The 25,554-nt window shown below is 70.4% G+C and carries 20 protein-coding genes, 2 pseudogenes and 1 riboswitch; of the genes and pseudogenes, 11 read left to right on the top strand and 11 right to left on the bottom strand.

Annotated features, from left to right (window positions below; translation table 11 throughout):
- Window positions 1-142: 142 nt before the first annotated feature.
- From ACKTSN_RS12835 to ACKTSN_RS12825, 3 genes are all read left to right on the top strand, one after another.
- On the top strand, window positions 143-2,266 hold the full coding sequence (locus ACKTSN_RS12835) for a DNA gyrase/topoisomerase IV subunit B (protein ID WP_385516313.1): 2,124 nt from the start codon (window positions 143-145) through the stop codon (window positions 2,264-2,266).
- A gap of 132 nt (window positions 2,267-2,398) precedes the next feature.
- Window positions 2,399-2,938: a DUF485 domain-containing protein gene (locus tag ACKTSN_RS12830; RefSeq protein ID WP_409469244.1), complete on the top strand. Its 540-nt coding sequence runs from the start codon at window positions 2,399-2,401 to the stop codon at window positions 2,936-2,938.
- Entirely contained in the window at window positions 2,935-4,527 is a 1,593-nt protein-coding gene (locus ACKTSN_RS12825; protein ID WP_409469243.1) for a solute symporter family protein, read from the top strand. Before ACKTSN_RS12830 ends, ACKTSN_RS12825 begins: the two co-directional genes overlap by 4 nt.
- A gap of 27 nt (window positions 4,528-4,554) precedes the next feature.
- Here ACKTSN_RS12825 and ACKTSN_RS12820 read toward each other — a convergent pair whose 3' ends face one another.
- The 5 genes and pseudogenes from ACKTSN_RS12820 to tnpA all read right to left on the bottom strand — a co-directional run bounded on the left by ACKTSN_RS12820 (window position 4,555) and on the right by tnpA (window position 9,322).
- The gene (locus ACKTSN_RS12820) at window positions 4,555-5,235 is read right to left on the bottom strand and encodes a response regulator (RefSeq protein ID WP_409469242.1); all 681 of its coding nucleotides are present in this window, start codon (window positions 5,233-5,235) and stop codon (window positions 4,555-4,557) included.
- Window positions 5,232-6,908, bottom strand: coding sequence for an ATP-binding protein (locus ACKTSN_RS12815; RefSeq protein ID WP_409469241.1), 1,677 nt, complete (start codon window positions 6,906-6,908; stop codon window positions 5,232-5,234). Before ACKTSN_RS12815 ends, ACKTSN_RS12820 begins: the two co-directional genes overlap by 4 nt.
- Window positions 6,909-7,004: 96 nt before the next feature.
- A complete protein-coding gene (locus ACKTSN_RS12810; protein ID WP_409469240.1) occupies window positions 7,005-7,964 on the bottom strand; it encodes a sucrase ferredoxin in 960 nt (319 codons plus the stop codon).
- A gap of 54 nt (window positions 7,965-8,018) precedes the next feature.
- Window positions 8,019-8,903 (bottom strand): annotated as a pseudogene (locus ACKTSN_RS12805) (citrate/2-methylcitrate synthase); the annotation flags it as partial.
- On the bottom strand, window positions 8,894-9,322 hold the full coding sequence (gene tnpA / locus ACKTSN_RS12800) for an IS200/IS605 family transposase (protein WP_409469239.1): 429 nt from the start codon (window positions 9,320-9,322) through the stop codon (window positions 8,894-8,896). The gene tnpA and the pseudogene ACKTSN_RS12805, both read right to left, overlap by 10 nt.
- Before the next feature lie 23 nt (window positions 9,323-9,345).
- Here tnpA and ACKTSN_RS12795 point away from each other — a divergent pair, with 23 nt between their 5' ends.
- Entirely contained in the window at window positions 9,346-10,668 is a 1,323-nt protein-coding gene (locus ACKTSN_RS12795; protein ID WP_409469238.1) for an RNA-guided endonuclease InsQ/TnpB family protein, read from the top strand.
- 28 nt (window positions 10,669-10,696) lie between these two features.
- Window positions 10,697-11,119: pseudogene (locus ACKTSN_RS12790) on the top strand (citrate/2-methylcitrate synthase); the annotation flags it as partial.
- 54 nt (window positions 11,120-11,173) lie between these two features.
- On the opposite strand, the gene ACKTSN_RS12785 reads toward ACKTSN_RS12790, so the two are convergent.
- The 4 genes from ACKTSN_RS12785 to ACKTSN_RS12770 all read right to left on the bottom strand — a co-directional run bounded on the left by ACKTSN_RS12785 (window position 11,174) and on the right by ACKTSN_RS12770 (window position 13,037).
- A complete protein-coding gene (locus ACKTSN_RS12785) occupies window positions 11,174-11,545 on the bottom strand; it encodes a DUF6082 family protein (protein WP_409469237.1) in 372 nt (123 codons plus the stop codon).
- Window positions 11,497-11,841 (bottom strand): DUF6082 family protein, encoded by a 345-nt coding sequence (locus ACKTSN_RS12780; RefSeq protein WP_409469236.1) that lies wholly within the window; start codon window positions 11,839-11,841, stop codon window positions 11,497-11,499. The genes ACKTSN_RS12785 and ACKTSN_RS12780 overlap by 49 nt, the downstream gene beginning before the upstream one ends.
- Window positions 11,842-12,136: 295 nt before the next feature.
- Window positions 12,137-12,373, bottom strand: a complete 237-nt coding sequence (locus ACKTSN_RS12775; protein WP_409469235.1) for a hypothetical protein — start codon at window positions 12,371-12,373, stop codon at window positions 12,137-12,139.
- 112 nt (window positions 12,374-12,485) lie between these two features.
- Window positions 12,486-13,037: a DUF6082 family protein gene (locus ACKTSN_RS12770; protein ID WP_409469234.1), complete on the bottom strand. Its 552-nt coding sequence runs from the start codon at window positions 13,035-13,037 to the stop codon at window positions 12,486-12,488.
- Between the two features lie 323 nt (window positions 13,038-13,360).
- Between ACKTSN_RS12770 and ACKTSN_RS12765 the strand changes: the two genes are divergently transcribed.
- Window positions 13,361-14,434, top strand: a complete 1,074-nt coding sequence (locus ACKTSN_RS12765) for a CobW family GTP-binding protein (protein WP_409469233.1) — start codon at window positions 13,361-13,363, stop codon at window positions 14,432-14,434.
- Here the strand turns inward: ACKTSN_RS12765 and ACKTSN_RS12760 are convergent.
- Window positions 14,431-16,887: a DNA gyrase/topoisomerase IV subunit A gene (locus tag ACKTSN_RS12760; protein ID WP_409469232.1), complete on the bottom strand. Its 2,457-nt coding sequence runs from the start codon at window positions 16,885-16,887 to the stop codon at window positions 14,431-14,433. The genes ACKTSN_RS12765 and ACKTSN_RS12760 overlap by 4 nt on opposite strands.
- A gap of 336 nt (window positions 16,888-17,223) precedes the next feature.
- Here ACKTSN_RS12760 and ACKTSN_RS12755 point away from each other — a divergent pair, with 336 nt between their 5' ends.
- From ACKTSN_RS12755 to ACKTSN_RS12740, 4 genes are all read left to right on the top strand, one after another.
- Entirely contained in the window at window positions 17,224-18,570 is a 1,347-nt protein-coding gene (locus ACKTSN_RS12755; protein ID WP_409474815.1) for a M16 family metallopeptidase, read from the top strand.
- Window positions 18,567-19,955 (top strand): M16 family metallopeptidase, encoded by a 1,389-nt coding sequence (locus ACKTSN_RS12750; RefSeq protein WP_409469231.1) that lies wholly within the window; start codon window positions 18,567-18,569, stop codon window positions 19,953-19,955. The genes ACKTSN_RS12755 and ACKTSN_RS12750 overlap by 4 nt, the downstream gene beginning before the upstream one ends.
- A 203-nt stretch (window positions 19,956-20,158) precedes the next feature.
- Window positions 20,159-20,323, top strand: a riboswitch (cyclic di-AMP (ydaO/yuaA leader).
- 13 nt (window positions 20,324-20,336) lie between these two features.
- The gene (locus ACKTSN_RS12745; RefSeq protein WP_409469230.1) at window positions 20,337-21,101 is read left to right on the top strand and encodes a M23 family metallopeptidase; all 765 of its coding nucleotides are present in this window, start codon (window positions 20,337-20,339) and stop codon (window positions 21,099-21,101) included.
- A 188-nt stretch (window positions 21,102-21,289) separates the two neighbouring features.
- Window positions 21,290-21,985 carry a GntR family transcriptional regulator gene (locus ACKTSN_RS12740; protein ID WP_409469229.1) on the top strand — a complete coding sequence of 232 codons (696 nt, stop codon included), beginning with the start codon at window positions 21,290-21,292 and terminating at the stop codon, window positions 21,983-21,985.
- Window positions 21,986-22,199: 214 nt separating this feature from the next.
- Here ACKTSN_RS12740 and ACKTSN_RS12735 read toward each other — a convergent pair whose 3' ends face one another.
- On the bottom strand, window positions 22,200-22,481 hold the full coding sequence (locus ACKTSN_RS12735; RefSeq protein ID WP_224735582.1) for an HPr family phosphocarrier protein: 282 nt from the start codon (window positions 22,479-22,481) through the stop codon (window positions 22,200-22,202).
- 179 nt (window positions 22,482-22,660) lie between these two features.
- On the opposite strand from ACKTSN_RS12735, the gene ACKTSN_RS12730 reads away from it, so the two are divergent.
- Window positions 22,661-25,522, top strand: a complete 2,862-nt coding sequence (locus tag ACKTSN_RS12730) for a GNAT family N-acetyltransferase (protein WP_409469228.1) — start codon at window positions 22,661-22,663, stop codon at window positions 25,520-25,522.
- Window positions 25,523-25,554 lie beyond the last annotated feature (32 nt).

The following is a 25,554-nucleotide window of genomic DNA, read 5'->3' as shown; positions in this document are numbered from 1 at the left end:
ATGCGACTCTGGACTAGTCTGAGTTCGGAGCGAGGGTGGCGGTACAACGGCTCTACCAGGCCTCGGTACCCTCTGAGCGGCAACCGAAGCCGTGCCCGTACCCAGATGGGCCCCCAATGAAATTCAGCGAGGAGCGAACCGCGTGACCGCCGAAACGTCCGTGCCGTCCACAGCGCTGCTGGCAGGAGCAGACCGGGACGGTTCCAACTACACCGCGCGGCACCTGCTCGTCCTGGAGGGGCTGGAGGCCGTTCGCAAGCGACCTGGCATGTACATCGGCTCGACGGACAGCCGTGGCCTGATGCACTGCCTGTGGGAGATCATCGACAACTCCGTGGACGAGGCCCTCGGCGGGTACTGCGACCACATCGAGGTGATCCTGCACGACGACGGCTCGGTGGAGGTGCGGGACAACGGCCGGGGCATTCCGGTCGATGTCGAGCCCAAGACCGGCCTCTCCGGTGTCGAGGTCGTCATGACCAAGCTGCATGCCGGCGGCAAGTTCGGCGGCGGCTCGTACGCGGCCTCCGGCGGCCTGCACGGCGTCGGCGCCTCTGTCGTGAACGCCCTGTCCGCCCGGCTGGACGTCGAGGTCGACCGCGGCGGCCACACCCACTCCATCAGCTTCCGGCGGGGCGTCCCAGGCGCCTTCGCCGCGCTGGGACCGGACGCGAAGTTCGAGCCGAAGGGCGGCCTGCGCAAGGCGAAGAAGATCCCCAAGACCCGCACCGGCACGCGCGTGCGGTACTGGGCCGACCGCCAGATCTTCCTCAAGGACGCCAAGCTCTCCCTGGAGAACCTGCACCAGCGCGCACGCCAGACGGCGTTCCTGGTGCCGGGCCTGACGATCGTCGTCCGGGACGAGTACGGCCTCGGCGAGGGCGGCAGCAAGGGCGAGGAGTCCTTCCGTTTCGACGGCGGCATCAGCGAGTTCTGCGAGTTCCTGGCCACCGACAAGCCGGTCTGCGACATCCTCCGCCTGACCGGACACGGCACCTTCAAGGAGACCGTCCCCGTCCTCGACGAGCACGGCCAGATGACTCCCACCGAGGTCACCCGCGAGCTGGGTGTCGACGTCGCACTCCGCTGGGGGACCGGCTACGACACGACCGTCAGGTCGTTCGTCAACATCATCGCCACGCCCAAGGGCGGCACCCATGTCGCCGGCTTCGAGCAGGCCGTCACCAAGACGGTGAACGAGGTGCTGCGCGCCAAGAAGCTGCTCCGCGTCGCCGAGGACGACGTCGTCAAGGACGACGCCTTGGAGGGCCTCACCGCGGTGGTCACCGTCCGCCTCGCCGAGCCGCAGTTCGAGGGGCAGACCAAGGAGGTGCTCGGCACCTCGGCGGCCCGTCGCATCGTGAACAACGTGGTCTCCAAGGAGCTCAAGGCCTTCCTCACCGCCACCAAGCGGGATGCCGCCCAGCAGGCCCGCGTGGTCCTGGAGAAGGTCGTCGCCGCCGCGCGCACCCGCATCGCCGCCCGTCAGCACAAGGACGCCCAGCGCCGCAAAACGGCACTGGAGTCCTCGTCGCTGCCCGCCAAGCTCGCCGACTGCCGCAGCGACGACGTGGACCGCAGTGAGCTCTTCATTGTCGAGGGAGACTCCGCGCTCGGCACCGCCAAGCTCGCCCGGAACTCCGAGTTCCAGGCACTTCTGCCGATCCGCGGCAAGATCCTCAACGTCCAGAAGTCGTCCGTCACGGACATGCTCAAGAACGCCGAGTGCGGCGCGATCATCCAGGTCATAGGAGCGGGGTCGGGCCGGACGTTCGACATCGACGCGGCCCGCTACGGCAAGATCATCATGATGACCGACGCCGATGTGGACGGCTCCCACATCCGCTGCCTGCTCCTGACGCTGTTCCAGCGCTACATGCGGCCCATGGTCGAGGCGGGCCGGGTGTTCGCCGCGGTGCCGCCGCTGCACCGGATCGAGGTCATCCAGCCCAAGAAGGGCCAGGACAAGTACGTCTACACGTACTCGGACCGTGAGCTGCGCGACAAGCTCATGGAGTTCCAGAGCAAGGGCATCCGCTACAAGGACTCGATCCAGCGCTACAAGGGTCTCGGTGAGATGGACGCCGACCAGCTGGCCGAGACGACCATGGACCCGCGTCACCGCACCCTGCGCCGGATCAACCTCTCCGACCTGGAGGCCGCGGAGCAGGTGTTCGACCTGCTGATGGGCAACGACGTCGCCCCGCGCAAGGAGTTCATCTCCAACTCGGCGGCGACGCTGGACCGGTCGCGTATCGACGCGTGACCGCTGTGCTGGGCCAGAGCCGGGGGCGGGTGACTGTCGTCCTCGGCTCCAGCAGCGGATTCGGTCACCTGATGGGGTGAAGGGCAGAGGGAAGAAGAGTCAGGGATCTTCCCGGTCTGTCCATGCTTGGGCATGCACGCAAGCAACGATCGTTCCTGCGAAGGCGGGAGCGGTCCCGAGAGTCCGTTCGAGAAGACCGAGGATCGCTACCCGTACGACGATCCCTGGTACGACGCCCTGGCCTCCGGCTGGGGCGATTCAGGTGGCGCGGCGGAGCCCGTGGCGCCCGTTCCGGCGGCGCGTACGGGAGGGTCCGAGCCCGCGGACCGGGCGGTGGCCGCGGGCCAGGTCTACCTCGAAGTACAGCGCAGCGCTGCCTTTCAGGAGGTGCGCAGCCGGTACCGGAGGTTCGTGGTGCCGGCGGTGGCCGGCTTCTTCGTCTGGTACGTGGCGTACGTCGTCGCGGCGACGACGGCTCCGGGACTGATGGCCCGGCCCGTGGTGGGCGCGGTGAACGTGGCGATGCTGGCCGGGCTCGGGCAGTTCCTCAGCACCTTCCTGCTGACCTGGGCGTACGCCCGGCATGCACGTCTGCGCAGGGATCGGGCCGCGCTCGAACTGCGCTGGGAGACCCAGGAACTGGCCCGCAGCCTGCGAGGCGGTGCGTCGTGACGGGCAATCATCAGACGCTGGCGCTGCTGCTGTTCAGCGGGTTCGTCGCCATCACGTTGGGGATCACGGCCTGGGTGAGCCGCAACCGGCATGGTTCGGCGGAGGAGTTCTACGCGGGCGGACGTCTCTTCTCGCCCATGGAGAATGGTTTTGCCATCGCCGGCGACTACATGTCGGCCGCCTCTTTCCTGGGCATCTCCGGGCTCATCGCGCTCTTCGGCTACGACGGGCTGCTGTACGCGGTGGGCTTCCTGGTGGCGTGGCTCCTGGTGCTGTTCCTGGTCGCCGAACTGGTGCGCAACTGCGGCAGGTTCACCCTGGCCGACGTCGTCGCCGCGCGGATGCGGGAGCGGCCGGTGCGGATCGCGGCGGGAACCTCCTCCGTCACCGTGTCCGTTCTGTATCTGGTGGCACAGATGGTGGGTGCGGGCAGCCTGGTCGCGCTGCTGCTGGGCGGGACGAGCGAGGCGGCGCAGTCCTGGACCGTCATCGGTGTCGGGGCGCTCATGGTCGTCTATGTGTCGTTGGGAGGGATGCGGGCCACCACGTGGATTCAGATCGTGAAGGCGGTCCTGCTGATGGGCGGGGCGATCGCCCTGACCGTGCTCGTCCTGGTGAGGTTCCACGGTGACTTCGACCACCTGTTGCGTTCGGCGGCGGAGCGCAGCGGTCACGGGGACGCGTTCCTGGCGCCGGGGCTGACGTACGGCGGGGACTGGACCGCCCGTTTCGACTTCATCAGCCTCGGTCTCGCCCTGGTGCTGGGGACGGCCGGGCTGCCGCACATTCTGTCCCGGTTCTACACCGTGCCCACCGCGCGGGCGGCGCGGCGTTCGGTCGTGTGGGCGATCGGGCTCATCGGCGGCTTCTACCTGATGACGATCGTCCTCGGTTTTGGTGCGGCGGCGATTGTGGGACCTGAGGCGGTACGAGGCTCGAACGCGGCCGGTAACACGGCGGTTCCGCTGCTGGCACTCGACCTGGGCGGCGGCGCGGATTCCACCGGAGGAACGGTTCTCTTCGCGATCGTCGCCGCCGTCGCCTTCGCCACCATCCTCGCGGTGGTCGCCGGAATCACGCTCGCCTCCTCGGCGTCCGTGGCCCACGACCTCTACGCGTCACTGCGCCGTCGGAAGGCCGAGCAGCGCAGCGAGGTGAGCGTTGCACGGGTGGCCGCGGTGGGCATCGGCGTGGTCGCGATCGCGCTCGGCATCCTCGCCCGCGACCTCAACGTCGCCTTCCTTGTGGGGCTCGCCTTCGCCGTCGCCGCGTCCGCCAATCTGCCGGTGCTGCTCTACTCGCTGTTCTGGCGTGGCTTCACCACCCGCGGCGCGGTGTGGGCCGTCTACGGCGGGCTCGTTCCGGCCGTGGCGCTCGTGCTGCTGTCACCGGTCGTGTCGGACAGCCCCGAATCGCTGTTCCCGGGCCTGGACTTCCAGTACTTCCCGCTGCAGAACCCGGGCCTCGTCTCCATCCCCCTGGGCTTCTTCGCGGGCTGGCTCGGCACGGTCACCTCGGCGGAGGCACCGGACGAGGCCAAGCACGCGGAGACCCAGGTGCGGTCCCTGACCGGGGCGGGTGCCGTGTAGCAACCGGAACCCCTCCCTACCGTGTCATCAGGCGCGGGTCGCCCACACGTAACGGTGCTCCGGGCGGCCCGCGTCGCCGTACTTGAGGGTCAGCGTGGCCCGTCCCGTGCGTTCCAGGAGCTTCAGATAGCGCTGAGCGGTCTGACGGCTCACCCCGGTCCGTTCGGCGATCTCCTGGGCCGACAGAGGGCCCTCGGCGTTCATCAGGGACTGCCGTACGAGCTCCGCGGTGGTGGGGGAGTGCCCTTTGGGCAGATCCGGCTCCGACGACGCGGACAGCGCGCCGAAGATGCGGTCCACCTCGGCCTGTTCCGCCTCACCGCCGCTGTCGAGGGTCCGGCGCAGCTCCGCGTACGCCTCCAGCTTGGCGCGCAGCCCTGCGAAGGCGAACGGCTTGACCAGGTACTGCAGCGCGCCCTGCCGCATCGCCGCCTGGACCGTCGAGATGTCGCGAGCCGCCGTGACCATGATCACGTCCGTCTGGTGGCCGCGTCGGCGCATCTCCTGCACGACCGCGAGACCCGTCTCGTCGGGCAGGTAGTGGTCCATGAGGACCAGGTCCACCTGAGGCAGCGCCTCCAGCTGACGCAACGCCTCGGCCGCGCTGTGCGCCTCTCCGGCGACACGAAAGCCCTGCACCTTCTCGACGTACGCGGCGTTCACCCGCGCGACCCTGGTGTCGTCGTCCACGACCAGGACCTCGATCATCGCGACTCCTCCTCGGCGGCGGCCGGTTGAGCTGACGGCACGGTGAGGGCCGGTTCCGGGTCCGGTTCGGCCAGCGCCTCGGGCAGGACGACGGTGAACTCGGCGCCGCCGCCCGCCGCCTCGCCCACGGTGGCCGACCCGCCGTGCCGCTCTGCCAGTCTGCGGACCACGGCGAGCCCGATGCCCCGCTCCCGGTGCGCGGGCGGCCGCTTGGTGGACCACCCTTCGGTGAAGATCAACTCTCGCAGCTCCGGCGGAACTCCGGGCCCCGTGTCCCGCACCGTGAGCACCGCGGTACGCCTCTCGGCGTGCAATTCGACCTCCACGCGCGCGTGCGGCGTGCCCGCGACGGCGTCGAGCGCATTGTCCACCAGGTTGCCGACGATCGTGACCAGCCCCCTGGCGTCGATCACCCGGTCCGGGAGCCGGGTGTGGCCCGAGATCCGCAGCGCGACGCCCCGCTCGGCGGCGACGGTCGCCTTGCCGACCAGCAGGGCGGCCAGCAGCGGGTCCTTGATCTTCTCGGTGACCTGTTCCGCTGTGTCCCGGTGGGCGCCGACGACCTCTCCGACGAACTCCACGGCGTCGTCGTACATCTCCAGTTCCAGCAGCCCGAGAAGGGTGTGCATACGGTTGGCGTACTCGTGGTCCTGGGCGCGCAGGGCGTCGATCAGGCCGCGCGTGGAGTCCAGCTCCCGGCCGAGTTCCTCCAGCTCGGTGCGATCGCGCAGGGTGGCCACGGCGCCGCCGTCACCGGTCGGCATGCGATTGGCCACCAGGACGCGCCGGCCGCGCACGGTGAGCAGGTCGGTGCCCGTGACCCGGCCCGCCAGCACGTCGGCCGTACGTCCCGCGCCGAGCGCCTCGTCGGGGGAGCGGCCCACGGCCTGGTTCCCGATGCCCAGCAGGCGCTGCGCCTCGTCGTTCAGCAGGCGGATGCGGCCGGTACGGTCCAGGGCGACGACACCCTCCCGGATGCCGTGCAGCATCGCCTCGCGCTCCGCCAGGAGGCCCGCGATGTCCGAGAAGGCCAGGTCCCGGGTCTGCCGCTGGACCCGCCGGGAGATGAGCCAGGCGGCCAGCGCGCCGACGGCCAGGGCACCGCCGGCGTACGCCAGCAGCTCGGGGATCGCGTGGATGAGCCGGGCGCGGACACTGTCGTAGGCGATACCGACCGAGACGGCTCCGACGATGTCCCCGTCGCCGTCGCGCAACGGCACCTTCCCGCGCGCGGAACGGCCCAGGGTGCCCTCGTCGATCTCCATGACCTCCTGGCCGGCCAGCGCCTCGCTGGGGTCCGTCGAGACGTGCCTGCCGATCTCCGCGGGCTCGGTGTGCGACCAGCGCACGCCCCGCCGGTCCATCACCACCACGTACTCGGCCTTGGTGGCCTTCCGGATCCGTTCCGCCTCCCGCTGGACCGGCCCGTCAGCCGTCGCGGGCGTCCGCTGCAGCTCCCCGGCGAGCTGCGGCTGGGCCGCGGTGGTCTGCGCGATCGCGAGCGCTCGCCGCATGGCCTGGTCGTCCAGCTGGTCACTCAGCGGTGCGAGGAACAGTCCGGTGGCGAGCACCGCGACTCCCGCGGCGATCGCCACCTGCATCAGCAGCACCTGCGAGAACACCCGGCGTGGCAGGCCGAGGCGCAGACGGCGCATGGGGTGAGTCCGGCTCATACCCATGACGGTACGTGGGGGAACGGTTCTGCCGTAGAGGGAGGTGTGGACCTCGCGTCCGGGCCGGCCCGGGCCACCCTCGGGCGGGCCGGGAGGTCAGCTCGCGAGCGCCGTCGGTGTCAGTTCGCGCACGGCCACCACGTCCATCCGCGCCGGGGCGCCGAGGACCGAGGTTCCGCAGCTCTCCGGGCGGGGCGGCAGAGACGCGCCCTGGGCCACCACGACCCGCCAGTGGCGTCCGTCGGTATGCGCGACGGTCACCTCCCAGCGAGGCGCCGCACCGTCCGTCCGTACCGCGTTCTCGGTCCGTACGACGCTCAGCGCGTCCGCCGCGAACTCCCGCACCGCCGTACGCACGGCCAGCTCGGCTGCCTGACCGGGCCGTTCCCAGGCCGAGCTCCCGCGGCACCCCTCCAGGACGATCCGGCCCTCCTGGACCCCGTGCAGGACCTCCTTGACGGTGTGTGTCTCGGCGCGGCCGTATGCGTAGCCGTACGGCAGGACGAGCACGGTCGGCGAGAAGCGATGACCGCCCAGATGAGTGACCTCCCAGATGCCCCCCACCCCGGAGGTGGCGAGCTCGGTCGCGAGGGGACGGCCGAGGAGGGCGCAGCAGCGGTCGCGCTTGCCGTTGGTGCAGACGAGCGCAAGCGGACCGCCGGTGTGCGGGCGGCCTTGAAGCGCGGTGTCGAAGGTGCGGTGGTCACCCGAGCCGAGCGCGCCGAAGTCGAGGTCGAGCAACCGCTCCGGGTCGGCGGTCGTGGCCGTGTGCAGCCACGCGTTGCCCGGCGTGGTGTGGGCCGCGTACAGCCGGCGCACCGCGGGCGTGCCGCAGTCGGCGTGGCGCCCGGGACGGCGGATGAGCGCGATCCGTACGCCCGTGCCCTTGGCGGCCGCCTCCAGGGCTCGGCCCAGTGCGGGGTCCAGGTGGCTCGAAGTGAGCGCCCTGGCGCCCCACGGGCCCGGCTGTTCCAGCAGGAGCCAGGTCCTTGCTGTGGCCGCGGTTCCGGAAATGGGCTCGTCGAAGTCCCGCGAGACGGTCGCGCACGTACTCACAGAGGTGAGCCTAACCTGACTTCGTTCGGGGTGGCTTCCGGCCCCGCTCGTGTCCTACTCCGGCAGGGGCTGCGGCGGCTTTGCGCCCGCGTAGTGTCCGCTGGGACGCATCCGCAACGGCCGCTCCCGGTACTCCTCCAGCGCGTGGGCGATCCAGCCCGCCGTGCGGGCCACTGCGAAGATCGTCTCCCCGGCAGTGGCCGGCATCGCGCAGGACGTGGTGAGCACGGCCAGTGCCAGGTCGACGTTGGCGTGCAGCGGGGTGTGACGGGCGGCGGTGGCTGCCACGTCCCGGGCGGCGGCCAGGGCGGGCGCTGCCTGGGGGATGTCCTCCAGGAGGCCGAACAGGGCACGCGCGCGTGGATCCTCGCCGGGATAGAGCCGGTGCCCGAGCCCCGGGATGCGGCGGCCGACCCGGAGCTCTTCCGCGACCACGGGCGCCGCGTCGCCCTGGTCGAGGACGTCGAGCAGCATCCGATGGGCGAGCCCGCTGGCCGCCCCGTGCAGAGGGCCCTCGATCACGCCGAGTCCGGCGGAGACGGCGGCGTAGGCGTGTGCGCGGGCGGACGCCGCCACGCGCACCGCGAGCGTCGACGCGGCCAGGTCGTGGTCGACGAGCAGGCCGAGTGCGGTGTCCAGGGCGCGCAGCGACGCCTCGTCGGGGTCCCGCCCGCTGAGCCGCGCCCACAGACGGTGCGCCAGTGGACCCTCGCCGCGGTGGGCGCGGCGCACGGGCGGGAGGGCGGCGACGACGGTGGGGATCAGGACGCGTGCCGTACCCAGCACGGCTTCCTCGGAGAGGTCGAAGCGCAGGGGGTCCGCGGTTGCCGCGGCGATCACGGCGACGCGCAGCCGGTCGGTGGCGCCGGTGTATGCATCCTCGGCTTCCCGGCGCGGAGCGCCAGGGTATCGCTGCGGGGTAGGAAAGCTCACACCTGGCGCTGCTGGTTCTCGATGTACTGGCGTACGACGGTCAGGGGTGCCCCGCCGCAGCTTCCGGCGAAGTACGAGCCGGACCAGAAGCGTCCGCCCCACAGGTAGCGGCATACGTGGGTGTCGTATTCCTTGCGCAGCAGGCGGGCGGAAACGCCCTTGAGGCTGTTGACCAGCTTGGAGAGCTGGACCTTGGGCGGGTAGTGCACGAGCAGGTGTACGTGATCGTGCTCGCCGTTGAACTGCTTCAGTTCGGCCTCGAAGTCGGTGCACACGTCCCGCATGATCCCCTCGCACCTGGTGAGCATGGCGTCGGTGAAGACGCCGCGCCGATACTTCGTGACGAACACCAAGTGGACGTGAAGGTTGTGGACGACGTGACGGCCCGTGCGCACATCGGGGTTTGGATTCCAGCGAGGCGACATAAACCGAATGTTACAGTGATCGCATGACCACGGAACGTGCGCAGGAGAAGCGGCAGTTCGGGCACCGTGCCCGGCTGGCGCTGAACCCTGCGCAGGTTCGGCTCATCGACGCGCAGGCCCATGCCGCCCGTACGACGTGGAACCTGCTGCACGACCTGTGGACCATGACGCCGAAGTGCCAGCGGTCCCTCACGCGCATGGACGCGGCGATCCGGCAGGCCCGCAAGGAGATCGACTGGCTCAGCCTCCTGCCCGCGCAGGCCGCGCAAGCGGTGCTGAAGACGTACCTGAAGGCGTGGAAGAACTGCTGGGACCAACGCGCCGAGGAACCGAACTTCAAGGCCCGCATCCGGTCGGTGATGAGCGTGGACATCCCCCAAGGCCGGGACCTCCAGGTCAAGCGGGTGCACCGCCGGTGGGGCATGGTCAACATCCCCAAGGTCGGCCGGGTCCGGTTCCGCTGGACCCGCGACCTGCCCGTGGGGAAGCATGCCGGCAAGGACAACCGGATCACCGGAGCCCGCCTGGTGAAGGATGCACTGGGCTGGCACATCGCCTTCCGTATCCAGACCCTGGAAACCATGCCCGAGCCCCACCAGGGTCCGGAAGTCGGCATCGACGCCGGAGTGAACATTCCCCTCGCCCTGTCCGACGAGAACCACCAGGACCACGGACGATCGCCCCGCCTCCCTGACGGTGCGGCCGACCGGGACAAGTGGCTCAACCCGGACGAGAAGGCCAAGCTGCTCCGCCTGGAGCAGCGGGCCGCGCACCGCAAGAGCTTCCGCAGGCCTAAGGAGCGCAGCTCCAACCGGCTGCAGAACACCTACGACCAGATCAAGCAGCTCCGCGCAAGAGCCACGCGCCGCGCCGCTGATTGGCAGCACCAGACCACCACCGCCCTCGCCCGCACCTACGGCACGGTCGTGGTGGAAGCCCTCAACATCCCGAACATGCTCAAGTCCGCCAAGGGCACCGTCGAGAACCCAGGGAAGAACGTCGCGCAGAAGTCCGGCCTGAACCGCTCCATCAGCCAGGAGGCATGGGGCCGCACCGTGACGATGCTGACGTACAAGACCGCCCGATTCGGCGGCACCCTGGCCAAGGTCCCCGCCCCGAACACCTCCCGTAGGTGTTCCGCGTGCGGCTTCATCACGCCCGGCAGCCGGGAGAGCCAGGCCGTGTTCGTGTGCAAGAACCCGGACTGTGGATGGTCGGGCAACGCCGACTGGAACGCAGCCCGGAACATCTTGCACCTTTACCGGATGGGCCACGCGCTCATCCCGGCTGCCGGGAGGGCAGTCGCCAGGCGCACTCATGGCGTCAAGCCCGCCACCGCAAGGTAGGCAGGAATCTCCTTCCTGAGTTTGCGAAGGGAGGAGAGCACTTCAACACTACCGCCAGTACTCCGGCCGCCGTCGAACTCGCGCAGTCCCGCGCTTCGAGGATGTCTGGCATCTCTTGGTCCACGGTGAGCTGCCGGACGGCGAACGCGGTGCCGCCTTCGCCGCCGAGACGGCGGCGCTGCGGCAGCTGCCCGACGAGGTGTCGGCGGCGCTGCCCGCCATCGCGGCGGTCGGCGGACGCTCCGGCCCGCTCGCCCGGGCTGCGTACTGCGCTGTCCCTGCTGGGCGCGGCGAAGGACTTCCGCCCCGTGTACGACATCGACGCGGACCGGCGCCGCGCGGACACCGTCGTGGCGGCCGCGGCCGTACCGACCATGCTCACGGCGTTGCACTGGCTGGGGAAGGGCTTGAGCCGGTGCCGTCGCGCGAGGACCTGTCGTATGCGGCGAACACGCCGAACTCAAGCCCGGCCGCGAACTGCACACGATGGGACGACATAGGGACGTCACGGAGACGGATTGCCAGGCTGTTGCGCCTCGTGGATCGCCAGCTCGAAGATCCTGAACAGACGTCCTTCGTCGCTGTCGGGTGGCAGTATCTCCTTGGCGCCGCGTGTGGCGATCCAGTAGCGGTGGAACGCAGGGCTCTGGACCAGGGTCCGCACACGGGCGATCAACTCGGCGTCTGTGATCTCCCCCCACTTGTAGACGAGCAAGAAGTGGCTGAACGTCAAGTTCGCGAAGAGGTTCTGGCGCAGTGTCTGAGGCGGTTCTCCAGGAAAGTCGTTCCAGACCTCTGCCAGGGTGGGGTCTTCCATCGCCATCTGAGTCAGCTGCACATGCAGGGCACGTAAGTCCGCCTCGGCGCTCCGGCGCAACTCGTCGCGGATGCGGTGAGCTCCTCGCGCTGCAGCGAAAGCTCGTGGCGCTGCATGCGTAACTCGCGTTGTTGCAGGAGGAGGGTGATCACCAGCAGGATGAGCGCCAGGCCCGAGAAGACAGCGCTTACCCCGCCGAAGTAGTCGCCCATGGAGCTACGCTCCACCGCGGTCTGCCTGCTGCCGTTCGCCTCTTCGACGCCGCTGACGAGCCAACCGCTCACCACGACGGACGCGGCACCCACGAAGGCTGTGCCGACGATCAGGGCCGTGCTCCATCCGCAGGCCACGAGCACGGAACGTCATATGAGCCGGCGCGTTGCCATCGACCCTCCCCTTGGTCTGCGGAATCCTTCCCGGGCTCCCACGAGTGAAACGACGGAATGCCGTGCTTGGCGCAGGCCAGGGTTCCGCAAGCGGCCTGAGAAACGCGTGTGGCCTGGTGCCGTTCCGGCGCCAGGCCTCATCGGGGAAGGTCGGGCAGTTGGGGGGTACCGGGCTGCTCGCCGAGTTGCTCCCGGCTCGATCGACGGTTGGTGCGGCCGGGGGGAGGACGGGACGAGGCAGGGTGGGCTCGTTCTCGTACGGTGTTCAGGCGTCGGGGATGTCTGCCTTGGCGCGAATCAGGGTCTCGCGGCTCACGATGACGATGCGCTCGTACTCGGCGCGGGAGGCGTCAGCCGGGAGTTCACGCTCAAGTGCCTCGGTGGCCTCGGCGCCGATGACGGCGAAGTTGCCGTCGCTCAGTTCGAACACGTCCGGGCAGTTGGCACCTGAGGCACTGCCACGGGCACTCGGAGGCACACCGATGCGGCGCACGATCTTCAAGGGTTCGGGTCCTTACGGAGGAATAGGGTACGGATCCGTGCAGAAATTGGGCACAGCGGAGGGCAGTAGAGTAGCGGCCTCATGTGTCGCGTGTGGCTGGATGGGTCAAAAGTCACTCGGACGGGGGGTTGCCCACCACCCACCACTCGTCCGTGTCCGCTTCGTCGAGGTCTCTGATCAGGCCGTCGACCATGCGGCCGATCCTGGCCTCGTCGGACGAGGACTTCAGGGTCGCCCGCTGAGCTTTCGAGGCCTCCCAGTACTCCCGGAGTACGGGACTCTGGAAGATCTCGCGCAGATGCCCGTACAGCTCCTCCTGGTCCAGGATCCCGGCACGGTACAGGTGGTAGGCGTTGACATACCAGGCGTTGGCGTAAAAGAACTGGCGTCGCTTCTCCGCCGGGATGCTCTTGTCGTACGTGTCGATCACCGCGGCGAGCGACGGATCGTCGATCGCCTTCGCTAGCAGCTCCCAGTGCATTCGCTGCTGGTGTGCCAACGCCCTGCGCCGGGAGCCCAGCTCCTCCAGTTCCAGCCGCCGTTCCTTCAGGCGAGTTTCCTCCAGGCGCCGTTGACGCGCTGCCAGGGTCACCGTGGCAGCGGAGAGCATCAGGGCGGCCGCGGCGGTGCGCAGCCTCCGCATGGGGAACTTCCGTGTGGCCATGTAAACAACCCCCGATTCAGGCGACGTCCGCCGGTCGTCGGGGTGCGGGTGTCTGCAGGGGGACCGGCGAGCAGTGGGCGGCGCTTGCCGTCTCCCAGAGTGCCGAGCGGCTCTGATCGGCGGGGAGGCGGAGAGGAGGCGCACGGAAGGAAGCGAGGGTCGCACGAACCGGCGCCTTGCCGAACGTCTGCCCCGCAAGCGCTGCTAACAATCGTTCACTTCGCGGGGATTCTTCGTGCTCGTATCCTGGGGCGGCATTCAATCCTCGTAGGGTGCGCCGGACCGCGAACCGGTGCACGCGTAGGCGTGAGAGAGGTCGCACGGTGGGGGAGCGTCCGAGCCCGCAGCAGATCCCAGTCGTCGTACTCGCCGGATTCCTGGGCTCCGGCAAGACGACGCTCCTCAACCATCTCCTCCACCGCAGCGGCGGCAGCCGTATCGGCGCGATCGTGAACGACTTCGGGGCCATCGAGATCGACGCGATGGCCGTGGCCGGTGCGCTGGGGGACTCCACGGTCTCCCTGGGCAACGGGTGCCTGTGCTGTGCCGTCGACGCCAGTGAGCTGGACGTCTACCTCGAACGGCTGGCGCGGCCCGGCGCCGGTATCGACGTCATCGTCATCGAGGCCAGCGGGCTCGCCGAGCCACAGGAGCTGGTGCGCATGGTGCTGGCCAGCGAGAATCCCCGCGTGGTCTACGGCGGCCTCGTCGAGGTTGTGGACGCCGCCGAGTTCGACGACACCCGCGCGAAGCACCCCGAGATCGACCGGCACCTCGGCCTGGCCGATCTCGTCGTGGTCAACAAGATCGACAGGACGCCCGACGCCGGACACGCCCTCGCCCTCGTCCGCTCCCTCACCGACGGTGCCGCCGTTGTCCCGGCGACGTATGGCCGCATCGATCCGGAGTTCCTGTTCGACTGCCGACCGTCGCAGGAGCGCATCGGGCAGCTGTCCTTCGACGACCTGCACGACCACGATCGCGAGGGCGAGCACGGCGACCATCTGCACGCCGCCTACGACAGCCTGTCCTTCGTCTCCGACGTGCCGCTGAACCCGCGCAGGTGGATGGAGTTCCTCGACAGCCGGCCCGAGGGGCTGTACCGGATCAAGGGGTACGTCGACTTCGGCGCCCACGACCCCCGCAACCGCTACCTCGTGCACGCCGTCGGCCGGTTCCTGCGCTTCTACCCCGAGCCCTGGGCTGCCGGCGCCGACCGTCTCACCCAGCTCGTCCTCATAGGCTCCGACATCGACGCCCACACCCTCGGCAAGGAACTCCAGGCGTGCAAGAGCGACGCCCCACACGCCGACGAGCAAGGCATGTGGGGCGTCCTGCGCTACGTCCAGAACTCCGAGGAACCGGATTCCGAGGATCCGTCCGAACCGTCGCCCTAAGCCGGCCCCGCCACCGACGCCACCGGCTTCGCCAGCGACACGCCCGAGCCGTCGCGGCGCGGGTCGAGCTCGGGGAGGTCGGTCGGCGAGCCGTTCTTCTGCGCGGCCCGCGCCGGGGTGGCGCCCGCCCAGGCGAAGGACAGGCAGTCCTCGCCCTTCAGGAACCGCTGGCAGCGCACGCCGCCGGTGGCGCGGCCCTTGCGCGGGTACTGGTCGAACGGGGTCAGCTTCGCGGTCGTCTGGACGGAGTCGTCCAGCGTGCCGCGCGAGCCCGCGACCGTGAAGACGACCGCCTCCGCCGCCGGGTCGATCGCGGTGAAGGAGATGACCTTGGCGCCGTCCGTCGGCTTGATGCCCGCCATACCGCCTGCCGGGCGGCCCTGGGGGCGGACCTGCGAGGCCTGGAAGCGCAGCAGCTGCGCGTCGTCCGTGATGAAGACCAGGTCCTCCTCGCCGGTGCGCAGCTCGACCGCGCCGACGATCCGGTCGCCCTCCTTGAGGGTGATGACCTCCAGCTCGTCCTTGTTGGCCGGGTAGTCGGGGACCACGCGCTTGACGACGCCCTGTTCCGTGCCGAGTGCCAGGCCGGGGGAGGACTCGTCGAGCGTGGTCAGACAGACGACCGTCTCGTCGTCCTCCAGGGAGACGAACTCGGCGAGCGGTGCGCCTCCGGCGAGGTTCGGGGCCGTCGCCGTGTCCGGGAGCTGCGGAAGGTCGACGACGTTGATCCGGAGCAGGCGGCCGGCCGAGGTGACCGCGCCCACCTCGCCGCGGGCCGTGGTCGGCACCGCCGAGACGATCACGTCGTGCTTGGTGCGCCGGGCGTCGGCGTCCTCCGCGAACGGCTCGCCGTTCGCCGTGCGGGCCAGCAGGCCTGTCGAGGACAGCAGCACCCGGCACGGGTCGTCCGCCACCTGGAGCGGTACGGCGGCGGCCGGGGTCGCCCCGGACTCCAGCAGGACCGTACGCCGCTCGGTGCCGAACTTCTTGGCCACTGCGGCCAGTTCGGAGGAGACCAGCTTGCGCAGCTCCGCGTCCGACTCGAGGATCCGGGTCAGCTCCGCGATCTCCGCGGTGAGCCGGTCCTTCTCGGCGTCCAGCTCGATGCGGTCGTACTTGGTGAGGCGGCGCAGCGGTGTGTCCAGGATGTACTGGGTCTGGATCTCGCTCAGCGCGAAGCGCTCCATCAGGCGTTCCTTCGCCTGCGCGGAGTTCTCGCTGGAGCGGATCAGGCGGATCACCTCGTCGATGTCCACCAGCGCCGTGAGCAGGCCCTCGACCAGATGCAGCCGGTCGCGCTTCTTGCCGCGGCGGAACTCCGAGCGGCGGCGCACGACCTCGAAGCGGTGGTCGAGATAAACCTCCAGGAGCTCCTTCAGGCCCAGCGTGAGGGGCTGGCCGTCCACCAGTGCGACGTTGTTGATGCCGAAGGACTCCTCCATGGGTGTCAGCTTGTAGAGCTGCTCCAGGACCGCCTCCGGCACGAAACCGTTCTTGATCTCGATCACCAGGCGCAGCCCGTGCTCACGGTCGGTGAGGTCCTTGACGTCCGCGATGCCCTGGAGCTTCTTCGAGCCGACCAGGTCCTTGATCTTCGCGATCACCTTCTCCGGGCCGACGGCGAAGGGCAGCTCGGTGACGACGAGGCCCTTGCGGCGTGCCGTCACGTCCTCCACGGACACTGTCGCCCGCATCTTGAACGTGCCGCGGCCCGTCTCGTAGGCGTCGCGGATCCCGGACAGGCCGACGATCCGGCCTCCGGTGGGCAGGTCGGGGCCCGGGACGTGGCGCATCAGGGCGTCGAGATCGGCGTTCGGGTGCCTGATCAGGTGGCGGGCGGCCGCGACGACCTCGCGCAGGTTGTGCGGCGGCATGTTGGTCGCCATACCGACCGCGATGCCCGAGGAGCCGTTGACCAGCAGGTTCGGGAAGGCGGCGGGCAGGGCCACCGGCTCCTGCTCCTGGCCGTCGTAGTTGGGGGTGAAGTCGACGGTGTCCTCGTCGATCGACTCCGTCATCAGGCTCGTCGCCTCGGCCATGCGGCACTCGGTGTACCGCATCGCGGCCGGCGGGTCGTCGTTGCCCAGTGAGCCGAAGTTGCCGTGGCCGTCGACCAGCGGCACACGCATGGAGAAGGGCTGGGCCATGCGCACCAGGGCGTCGTAGATGGAGGCGTCGCCGTGGGGGTGCAACTTACCCATGACCTCGCCGACGACGCGGGCGCACTTCACATAGCCGCGGTCGGGGCGTACGCCCATCTCGTTCATCTGGTAGACGATGCGGCGGTGGACGGGCTTGAGACCGTCACGGGCGTCCGGCAGGGCCCGGGAGTAGATGACCGAGTACGCGTACTCGAGGAAGGAGCCCTGCATTTCGTCCACGACGTCGATGTCGAGGATCCGCTCCTCGTACGAGTCGTCGGGCGGCGGGGTCTTCGTGCTGCGGCGGGCCATCGCTGCCGGCTCCTCCTGGTTTCTGGTCGCTCGCCTACGGGGCGCTCAGGTCGCTGTCGCGCCCCTTCGGCTCACGCTTGCTGAAGCGTTCGACGGATCTGACGCGGTCCATTGTGGACCGCGCCACTGACAACGCGGACCCTGGACCCCGTCGTCGGCTGCCCGGCCCCGCGCTGCCCGCAGGCTACGCCCTCGCGCCGGGTGACCCGCTTCTCGCTCTCGGCGTACGGGCTCCGGGAACTTCACACCTGGTCGGCGCGCTTGCATACAGTGGCAGGACGGCAGGAAATCGGCGGTTTCACCGACCGCACCGCGATCGAAGGGACGTACATGCCCATGGGTCACACGGCCACAGCCCAGGCAGGCTCCGGCGGCCTGACAGCGACCGAGCACCGCCTGGCCAATGGCCTGCGCGTGGTGCTCTCCGAGGACCACCTGACCCCGGTCGCGGCGGTGTGCCTCTGGTACGACGTCGGCTCGCGCCACGAGGTCAAGGGACGTACCGGTCTGGCTCACCTTTTCGAGCACCTGATGTTCCAGGGCTCCGCGCAGGTGAAGGGCAACGGGCACTTCGAGCTGGTGCAGGGCGCCGGCGGCTCGCTGAACGGCACCACCAGCTTCGAGCGCACCAACTACTTCGAGACCATGCCCACCCACCAGCTGGAGCTCGCCCTCTGGCTGGAGGCCGACCGGATGGGCTCGCTGCTCGCGGCTCTCGACGACGAGTCCATGGAGAACCAGCGGGACGTCGTCAAGAACGAGCGCCGTCAGCGCTACGACAACGTTCCCTACGGGACCGCTTTCGAGAAGCTGACCGCCCTCGCCTACCCGGAGGGCCACCCGTACCACCACACGCCCATCGGCTCGATGGCCGACCTGGACGCCGCGACCCTGGAAGACGCGCGCGCGTTCTTCCGCACGTACTACGCGCCCAACAACGCGGTGCTGTCCGTCGTCGGTGACATCGACCCGGAGCAGACGCTCGCCTGGATCGAGAAGTACTTCGGCTCCATCCCCTCCCACGACGGCAAGCCGGCCCCGCGCGACGGCGCGCTGCCCGAGATCATCGGCGAGCAGCTGCGCGAGATCGTCGAGGAGGAGGTCCCGGCGCGCGCCCTGATGGCCGCCTACCGGCTCCCGCACGACGGCACGCGCGCGTGCGACGCGGCCGACCTGGCCCTCACCGTCCTCGGCGGCGGCGAGTCGTCCCGCCTCTACAACCGGCTCGTACGGCGTGACCGTACGGCCGTGGCGGCCGGGTTCGGCCTGCTGCGGCTGGCCGGAGCGCCCTCCCTGGGGTGGCTGGACGTGAAGACCTCCGGTGACGTCGAGGTGCCGGTCATCGAGGCCGCCATCGACGAGGAGCTCGCCCGGTTCGCCGAGGAGGGCCCCACGGCCGAGGAAATGGAGCGCGCCCAGGCCCAGTTGGAGCGCGAGTGGCTGGACCGGCTCGGCACGGTCGCCGGCCGCGCCGACGAACTGTGCCGGTACGCCGTGCTGTTCGGCGACCCGCAGCTCGCCCTGACCGCCGTCCAGCGCGTGCTGGACGTCACGGCCGAAGAGGTCCAGGAGGTCGCCAAGGCCCGCCTGCGCCCCGACAACCGCGCGGTGCTCGTCTACGAGCCGACCGCCGCCGAAGCTGCCGAACCCACCGACGACCACAACGAGGAGGCGGCCCAGTGACCGAGCTCGCCACGATGGAGTTCCACCCCCAGCCCCGGGCGGGCGAGGCCAGGCCGTGGGCCTTCCCGGCGCCCACGCGCGGGACGCTCGACAACGGTCTGACGGTCCTGCGCTGCCACCGCCCCGGTCAGCAGGTCGTCGCCGTCGAGGTGCTCCTGGGCGCGCCCCTGGACGCCGAGCCGACCGGCCTCGACGGCGTCGCCACGATCATGGCGCGGGCCTTCTCCGAGGGCACCGACAAGCACTCCGCCGAGGAGTTCGCCGCCGAGCTGGAGCGCTGCGGCGCCACCCTCGACTCGCACGCCGACCACCCCGGCGTCCGTCTGAGCCTGGAGGTCCCCGCCTCCCGCCTGGCCAAGGCCCTCGGCCTGCTCGCCGACGCCCTCAGGGCGCCCGCATTCGCCGACAGCGAGGTCGAGCGGCTCGTGCGCAACCGCCTCGACGAGATCCCGCACGAGCTGGCCAACCCGTCCCGCCGTGCCGCCAAGGAGCTCTCCAAGGAGCTGTTCCCGGCGACCTCGCGCATGTCGCGGCCGCGCCAGGGCACCGAGGAGACGGTCGCCGCCATCGACTCCGCGGCCGTACGTGCCTTCTACGAGAAGCACGTCCGGCCCGCCACGGCCAGCGCAGTCGTCGTCGGCGACCTCACCGGCGTCGACCTCGACGCGCTGCTCGGTGACACCCTGGGCACCTGGACCGGATCCCCGGCCCAGCCGCGCCCCGTGCCGCCGGTGACCGCCGACGACATCGGCCGGGTCGTCATCGTGGACCGCCCCGGCGCCGTGCAGACCCAGCTGCTGATCGGCCGCGTCGGCTCCGACCGGCACGACCGCGTGTGGCCTGCCCAGGTGCTCGGCACGTACTGCCTGGGCGGCACCCTCACCTCCCGCCTGGACCGTGTCCTGCGCGAGGAGAAGGGCTACACCTACGGCGTGCGCGCGTTCGGCCAGGTGCTGCGCTCGGCGCCCGACGGCAGCGGCGCCGCGATGCTCGCCATCAGCGGCTCCGTCGACACGCCGAACACCGGTCCCGCCCTGCAGGACCTCTGGACGGTGCTGCGCACGCTCGCCGAACAGGGTCTGACCGATCCCGAGCGGGACGTCGCCGTACAGAACCTCGTCGGGGTGGCGCCGCTCAAGTACGAGACCGCGGCGGCCGTCGCTAGCACGCTGGCCGACCAGGTCGAGCAGCATCTGCCCGACGACTACCAGGCGACGCTGTACCAGCAGCTCGCCGCGACGGGCACCGTCGAGGCCACCGCGGCGGTCGTCAACGCCTTCCCGGTGGACCGTCTCGTGACCGTCCTCGTCGGCGATGCGGCGCAGATCAAGGAGCCTGTCGCGGCCCTCGGAATCGGCGAAGTCACCGTCGTCACGGCCGAGTAGAAGGCCTGACAGCGGCACGCGCGCGTAGGGGCCCTGGTGACGAAAGAGTCACCAGGGCCCCTTTATGTCCCAATTGAGGGAGAGGTTGCCTGTCTGACCTGTGGCATGCGCTACAAAAGCCGTGTTCCGTTTGGGGATTGAAAGATGCCCCGTTTAGCGTCTTCCGGGCTGTCCGTCAGGCAGTGCGCCGCGCCCGCGGCACCGGACAGTCATCGCCGAGTCCCCGAACGGCGCGAGCCAGGGGAGCCGGGGACCCAACGATGCAGTCCCTGGGGTGAATCGGACGCCCGCGCGCAGCGAGGGGGTCCGTAGGAGACCTTCCTGCTCCGAACCCGTCAGCTAACCCGGTAGGCGAGAAGGAAGGAAAGGACCAGCCACTTCATGGCGTTCACCCGCGCCACCGGGAAGCATCGTCGTCCCAGCCGGATGCAGCGCACGACCGCCCGCGCCGCGGGCGTCGCCGCGCTCACCACCACCGGCGTCGTCGGCACTCTGGCCGCCCCCGCGCTCGCCGCCGAGCCGGCGCTCGAGGAGACCGGCCTGCTGCCGGTCGTCACCATCGGCGACTCGGTCGCCGACCAGATCGATGCCCAGGCGGCCGCCCAGCGACAGGCCGCCGAGGAGGCCGCCGCCGAGAAGGCGGCCGAAGCGGCCGCCGAGAAGCGCGCGGAGGAGCGGGCCAAGGAGGCGCGCGAGGCCAAGGAGCGGGCCGCGCGTGAGGCCGAGCGCAAGCGTCTCAACACCTATGTGCTGCCGATCACCAGCTCCTATGTCTCCACCGGCTACCAGTCCGGCGGCTCCCTGTGGTCCTCCGGCAGCCACACCGGTGTCGACTTCCACGCCGCGAGCGGCACGCCCGTCCACGCGGTCGGCTCCGGCACTGTCGTCGAGGCCGGCTGGGGCGGGGCGTACGGCAATCAAGTCGTGATCAAGATGAACGACGGTACGTACACCCAGTACGGCCACCTGTCGTCCATCGCCGTCTCGGTCGGCCAGACGGTCACCCCGGGACAGCAGATCGCCCTCTCCGGCGCCACCGGCAACGTCACCGGAGCACACCTGCACTTCGAGGCCCGTACGACCGCCGAGTACGGCTCGGACATCGCCCCCCTGGCCTACCTCCGCTCGCACGGTGTGAACGTCTGACGACAGGCGGCTGCGCTGCCCGAAGCCCTGGCTCCCCGAGCCGGGGCTTTCGGCGTTTCAGGGGTCTGTTTGTCCAAAAAATATCCATGGATTCCGGCCCGCCATCGGAAATTCCGGCTCTTTGCAATAGAGTCACTGAACACACGTCAATCGTCGACGTTTCACGGGGATTAAGGCGGAGGTCGGTCATGCGTATTCCGGCGCACTCGGTGTGCACGGCGATCCGGGACGACATCGTCGCGGGTGTCTACGAGCGTGGCGGCCGGCTCACCGAGGAACTCCTCGCGCGCCGCTACGGCGTCTCGCGCGTCCCCGTCCGGGAGGCCCTGCGCACCCTGGAGGCGGAGGGCTTCGTGGTGACCCGGCGGCACGCGGGCGCGTGCGTCGCGGAGCCCACCGAGCAGGAGGCCTCCGACCTGCTGGAGATGCGCATGCTGCTGGAGCCGCTCGGCGCCGCCCGGGCCGCCCAGCGGCGCACCGAGGCCCACCTGAAGGTCCTGCGCGGTCTCGTCCGGCTGGGCCAGGAGCGGGCGAAGAGGGGCAACAGCGAGGATCTGCGCTCGTTGGGCGGCTGGTTCCACGAGACGCTCGCCCAGGCCTCCGGAAGCCCCGCGCTGATCGCGATGCTGACCCAGCTGCGGCACAAGATCGCCTGGATGTACGCCGTGGAGGCGCCGGCCAGCCCCGTGGAGTCCTGGACGGAGCACGGCGCGATCGTGGACGCCGTGGCGCGCGGCGACGGCGAGCGCGCGCGGGCCATCACGGCCCTGCACACCGAACGCGCGACCGCCGCGCACCGGCTCCGGTTCGCCGGCGGCCAGGATCGCACCGACCGTGTGAGGACTTCGCAACACCCCGTAAACATGTCCAGCCTTCGGCATTAACATATGCGCCGTATACAAAGAGGAGATATTCGGTGGCGGTGCATTTCCGCTGCCCTTTTCTGGCGCGCCGGGAATTCACGCCCGCGCGTCAGAGGCATGCCCATGTGGAATGCGTCGCACCCGCCGTGGAAAACGCGTGAGGCCGCTGCGGGAAATGACGAAGCCGCGCCGCCCGGGAAGGGTGACGCGGCTTCACTGACCGCCGTGCGGGCGGTCAGACGGTCTCGGGCAGCTCCTCGAGGCCCTCGGAGACCAGCTTGGCCAGGCGGTCGAGGGCCGCGTCGGCGCCGTCGGCGTCGGAGGCCAGGACGATCTCCTCGCCGCCCTCGGCGCCCAGGCTGAGAACGGCCAGCATGGAGGCCGCGTTGACGGGGTTGCCCCCGGCCTTGGCGATCGTCACCGGGACGCCTGCGGCCGTGGCGGCTCGGACGAAGATGGAGGCGGGGCGGGCGTGGAGGCCCTCGGCCCAGCCGACGTTGACGCGGCGCTCAGCCATGTGATGCTGCCCTTCAGGTGTTCAGGGTTGTCTAGACCAGTTTCCCATATCGTGAAGCATGCCCGGAGCGGTCCTTCGTCCCGTCCGGAGGTGGCGTCGGACCGCGGCCTCGGTCCGACTCCCGTCCTTGCACAGACTGCCTCGCGCCGTTGTCGTACGCGAGCCGTACTCTGGGGCGCATGCAGAGCTCGTCGGAGCGGCACGAGTACCCCGCCCACTGGGAAGCCGACGTGGTGCTGCGCGACGGCGGCACCGCGCGCATCCGCCCCATCACCGTTGATGATGCCGAGCGCCTGGTCAGCTTCTACGAGCAGGTCTCGGACGAGTCGAAGTACTACCGCTTCTTCGCGCCCTACCCGCGCCTGTCCGCCAAGGACGTCCACCGCTTCACGCACCACGACTTTGTGGACCGGGTGGGACTCGCGGCCACCATCGGCGGCGAGTTCATCGCCACCGTACGCTATGACCGCATCGGCGCCGACGGCCTGCCCGCCTCCGCGCCCGCTGACGAGGCCGAGGTCGCCTTCCTGGTGCAGGACGCCCACCAGGGCCGCGGTGTCGCCTCCGCCCTCCTCGAACACATCGCCGCCGTCGCCCGTGAGCGCGGCATCCGCCGCTTCGCCGCCGAGGTGCTGCCCGCCAACAGCAAGATGATCAAGGTGTTCACGGACGCCGGATACACCCAGAAGCGCAGCTTCGAGGACGGCGTCGTACGCCTGGAGTTCGACCTCGAACCCACGGACCGTTCGCTCGCCGTGCAGCGCGCGCGTGAGCAGCGCGCCGAGGCACGGTCGGTACGGCGGCTGCTGGCGCCCGGCTCCATCGCCGTCGTCGGCACGGGCCGCACACCCGGCGGCGTGGGCCGCAGCGTCCTCGGCAACATCCGGGAAGCCGGCTTCACCGGCAGTCTGTACGCCGTGAACAGGGCCCTGCCCGAGGGCATCAAGGAACTCGACGGGCTGCCGGCGTACCGCTCGGTGCGCGACATCGACGGGCCCGTCGACCTCGCCGTCGTTGCCGTCCCCGCGGAGTACGTGCCCGAGGTGGTCACCGAGTGCGGCGAGCACGGAGTGCAGGGCCTCGTCGTGATCTCCGCCGGCTACGCCGAGAGCGGCCCCGACGGACGGGATCGCCAGCGTGCGCTCGTGCGGCACGCGCGCGCGTACGGCATGCGGATCATCGGGCCGAACGCCTTCGGGATCATCAACGCCTCCCCGGACGTCCGCCTCAACGCCTCCCTGGCTCCCGAGATGCCGCGCCCCGGACGGATCGGGCTCTTCGCGCAGTCCGGGGCCATCGGCATCGCACTGCTGTCCCGGCTGCACCGGCGCGGCGGAGGGGTCACCGGAGTCACGGGTGTGTCGACGTTCGTCTCGTCCGGCAACCGGGCGGACGTGTCCGGCAACGACGTACTCCAGTACTGGTACGACGATCCGGACACCGACGTCGTCCTGATGTACCTGGAGTCCATCGGCAACCCGCGCAAGTTCACCCGCCTCGCGCGACGGACGGCGGTGGCGAAGCCGCTCGTCGTGGTGCAGGGCGCGCGCCACGGAGGTGCCGCGCCGCAGGGCCACGCCGTACGGGCGACGCGGCTGCCGCACGCCACCGTGTCCGAGCTGCTGCGGCAGGCCGGTGTGATCCGGGTGGACACGATCACCGAGCTGGTCGACGCGGGGCTGCTGCTGGCGCGGCAGCCACTGCCGGCGGGGCCGCGGGTGGCGATCCTGGGGAACTCCGAGTCGCTGGGGCTGCTGACGTACGACGCGTGTCTGTCCGAGGGGTTGCGGCCGCATCCTCCGCTGGACCTCACGACGGGGGCTTCGGCGGGGGACTTCCAGGCGGCGTTGTCGCGGGCGCTGGCGGACGACACGTGCGACTCCGTCGTGGTGACCGCGATACCGGCGATCGGGGAGGCGTCGGTGGGGGATGCGGCGTTGGCGGAGGCGTTGCGGTCGGCGGCGGCTGCGGCTCCGTCCAAGCCGGTGCTGGTGGTGCATGTGGAGCTTGGGGGGCTGGCGGAGGCGTTGTCGGCTGCGGCGAGTACTGCACCACAGGCCTCTTCCACTGGTCCCGGCGTTGATGCAGGGCGGGGGTGGGTCGCGCGGCCCGGCGCTGATGGGGTGCCGCCCGCGCCCACCCGTGCCGCCCCAGGCGGTACGACTGCCCGCGGCCGGACGGGGAACATCCCTGCCTACCCCGCCGCCGAGCGTGCCGTCCGTGCACTCGCCGAAGTCGTCAAGTACGCGCAGTGGCGGCGGGACGCCGCCGAGCCCGGGAAGGTGCCTGAGTACGAGGACATCGACGAGAAGGGCGCCGCCGAGCTGATCGGCGGGCTGCTCGCGCGCGGGCAGGGGCTCACGCTCGGTACGGAGGAGACGTGCGAGTTGCTCGGGAAGTACGGGATCAGCGTCCACCGCGCCCTGCCTGCCCCCACCCCTGACGCCGCAGCAGCAGCCGCCGGCACCCTCGGCTACCCCGTGGCCCTGAAGGCCACCGCTCCGCACCTGCGTCACCGCGCGGACCTCGGCGGCGTACGCCTGGATCTGGCGGACGAGGAGCAACTGCGACGGGCGTACACCGAGTTGACGGAGCTGTTCGGGACGCCCGAGGAGCTGCGGCCGGTGGTACAGCGGATGGCCCCGCGCGGGGTGGACACGGTCATACGGACGGTGATCGATCCGGCGGCCGGAGCGGTGCTCTCCTTCGGGCTGGCCGGGGCGGCCTCGCAGCTGCTCGGCGACACGGCGCATCGGCTGATCCCGGTCACCGACCGCGAGGCGACCTCGCTGATCCGTTCGATCCGTACGGCACCGCTGCTGTTCGGCTGGCGCGGTTCGACGCCCGTCGACACACCCGCCCTGGAGGAGCTGCTGCTGCGCGTGTCCCGGCTGGTCGACGACCATCCCGAGGTGGTCGCGGTCACTTTGGAGCCGGTCGTCGTCGCCCCGCACGGTCTGAGCGTGCTCGGCGCCTCCGTACGCCTGGCCCCGCCCCCCGCCCGGGACGACCTCGGCCCGCGGACGCTCCCGGTGTACTGAGGGGCCCGGGGTGACCGAGCGGTGCCTCGCAG

This window comes from Streptomyces flavusporus, from assembly GCF_046267975.1.
Classification (GTDB): domain Bacteria; phylum Actinomycetota; class Actinomycetes; order Streptomycetales; family Streptomycetaceae; genus Streptomyces; species Streptomyces flavusporus.
This window is presented reverse-complemented; position numbering and strand designations above follow the sequence as displayed.

Bases quoted from the DNA above. Each gene is read 5' to 3' on its own strand.
- ACKTSN_RS12830 (WP_409469244.1), top strand. From the start codon at position 2,399: ATGCACGCAAGCAACGATCGTTCCTGCGAAGGCGGGAGCGGTCCCGAG.
- ACKTSN_RS12820 (WP_409469242.1), bottom strand. From the start codon at position 5,235: ATGATCGAGGTCCTGGTCGTGGACGACGACACCAGGGTCGCGCGGGTG.
- ACKTSN_RS12815 (WP_409469241.1), bottom strand. From the start codon at position 6,908: ATGAGCCGGACTCACCCCATGCGCCGTCTGCGCCTCGGCCTGCCACGC.
- tnpA (WP_409469239.1), bottom strand. From the start codon at position 9,322: ATGTCGCCTCGCTGGAATCCAAACCCCGATGTGCGCACGGGCCGTCAC.
- ACKTSN_RS12795 (WP_409469238.1), top strand. From the start codon at position 9,346: ATGACCACGGAACGTGCGCAGGAGAAGCGGCAGTTCGGGCACCGTGCC.
- ACKTSN_RS12770 (WP_409469234.1), bottom strand. From the start codon at position 13,037: ATGGCCACACGGAAGTTCCCCATGCGGAGGCTGCGCACCGCCGCGGCC.
- ACKTSN_RS12760 (WP_409469232.1), bottom strand. From the start codon at position 16,887: ATGGCCCGCCGCAGCACGAAGACCCCGCCGCCCGACGACTCGTACGAG.
- ACKTSN_RS12755 (WP_409474815.1), top strand. From the start codon at position 17,224: ATGGGTCACACGGCCACAGCCCAGGCAGGCTCCGGCGGCCTGACAGCG.
- ACKTSN_RS12745 (WP_409469230.1), top strand. From the start codon at position 20,337: ATGGCGTTCACCCGCGCCACCGGGAAGCATCGTCGTCCCAGCCGGATG.
- ACKTSN_RS12740 (WP_409469229.1), top strand. From the start codon at position 21,290: ATGCGTATTCCGGCGCACTCGGTGTGCACGGCGATCCGGGACGACATC.
- ACKTSN_RS12735 (WP_224735582.1), bottom strand. From the start codon at position 22,481: ATGGCTGAGCGCCGCGTCAACGTCGGCTGGGCCGAGGGCCTCCACGCC.
- ACKTSN_RS12730 (WP_409469228.1), top strand. From the start codon at position 22,661: ATGCAGAGCTCGTCGGAGCGGCACGAGTACCCCGCCCACTGGGAAGCC.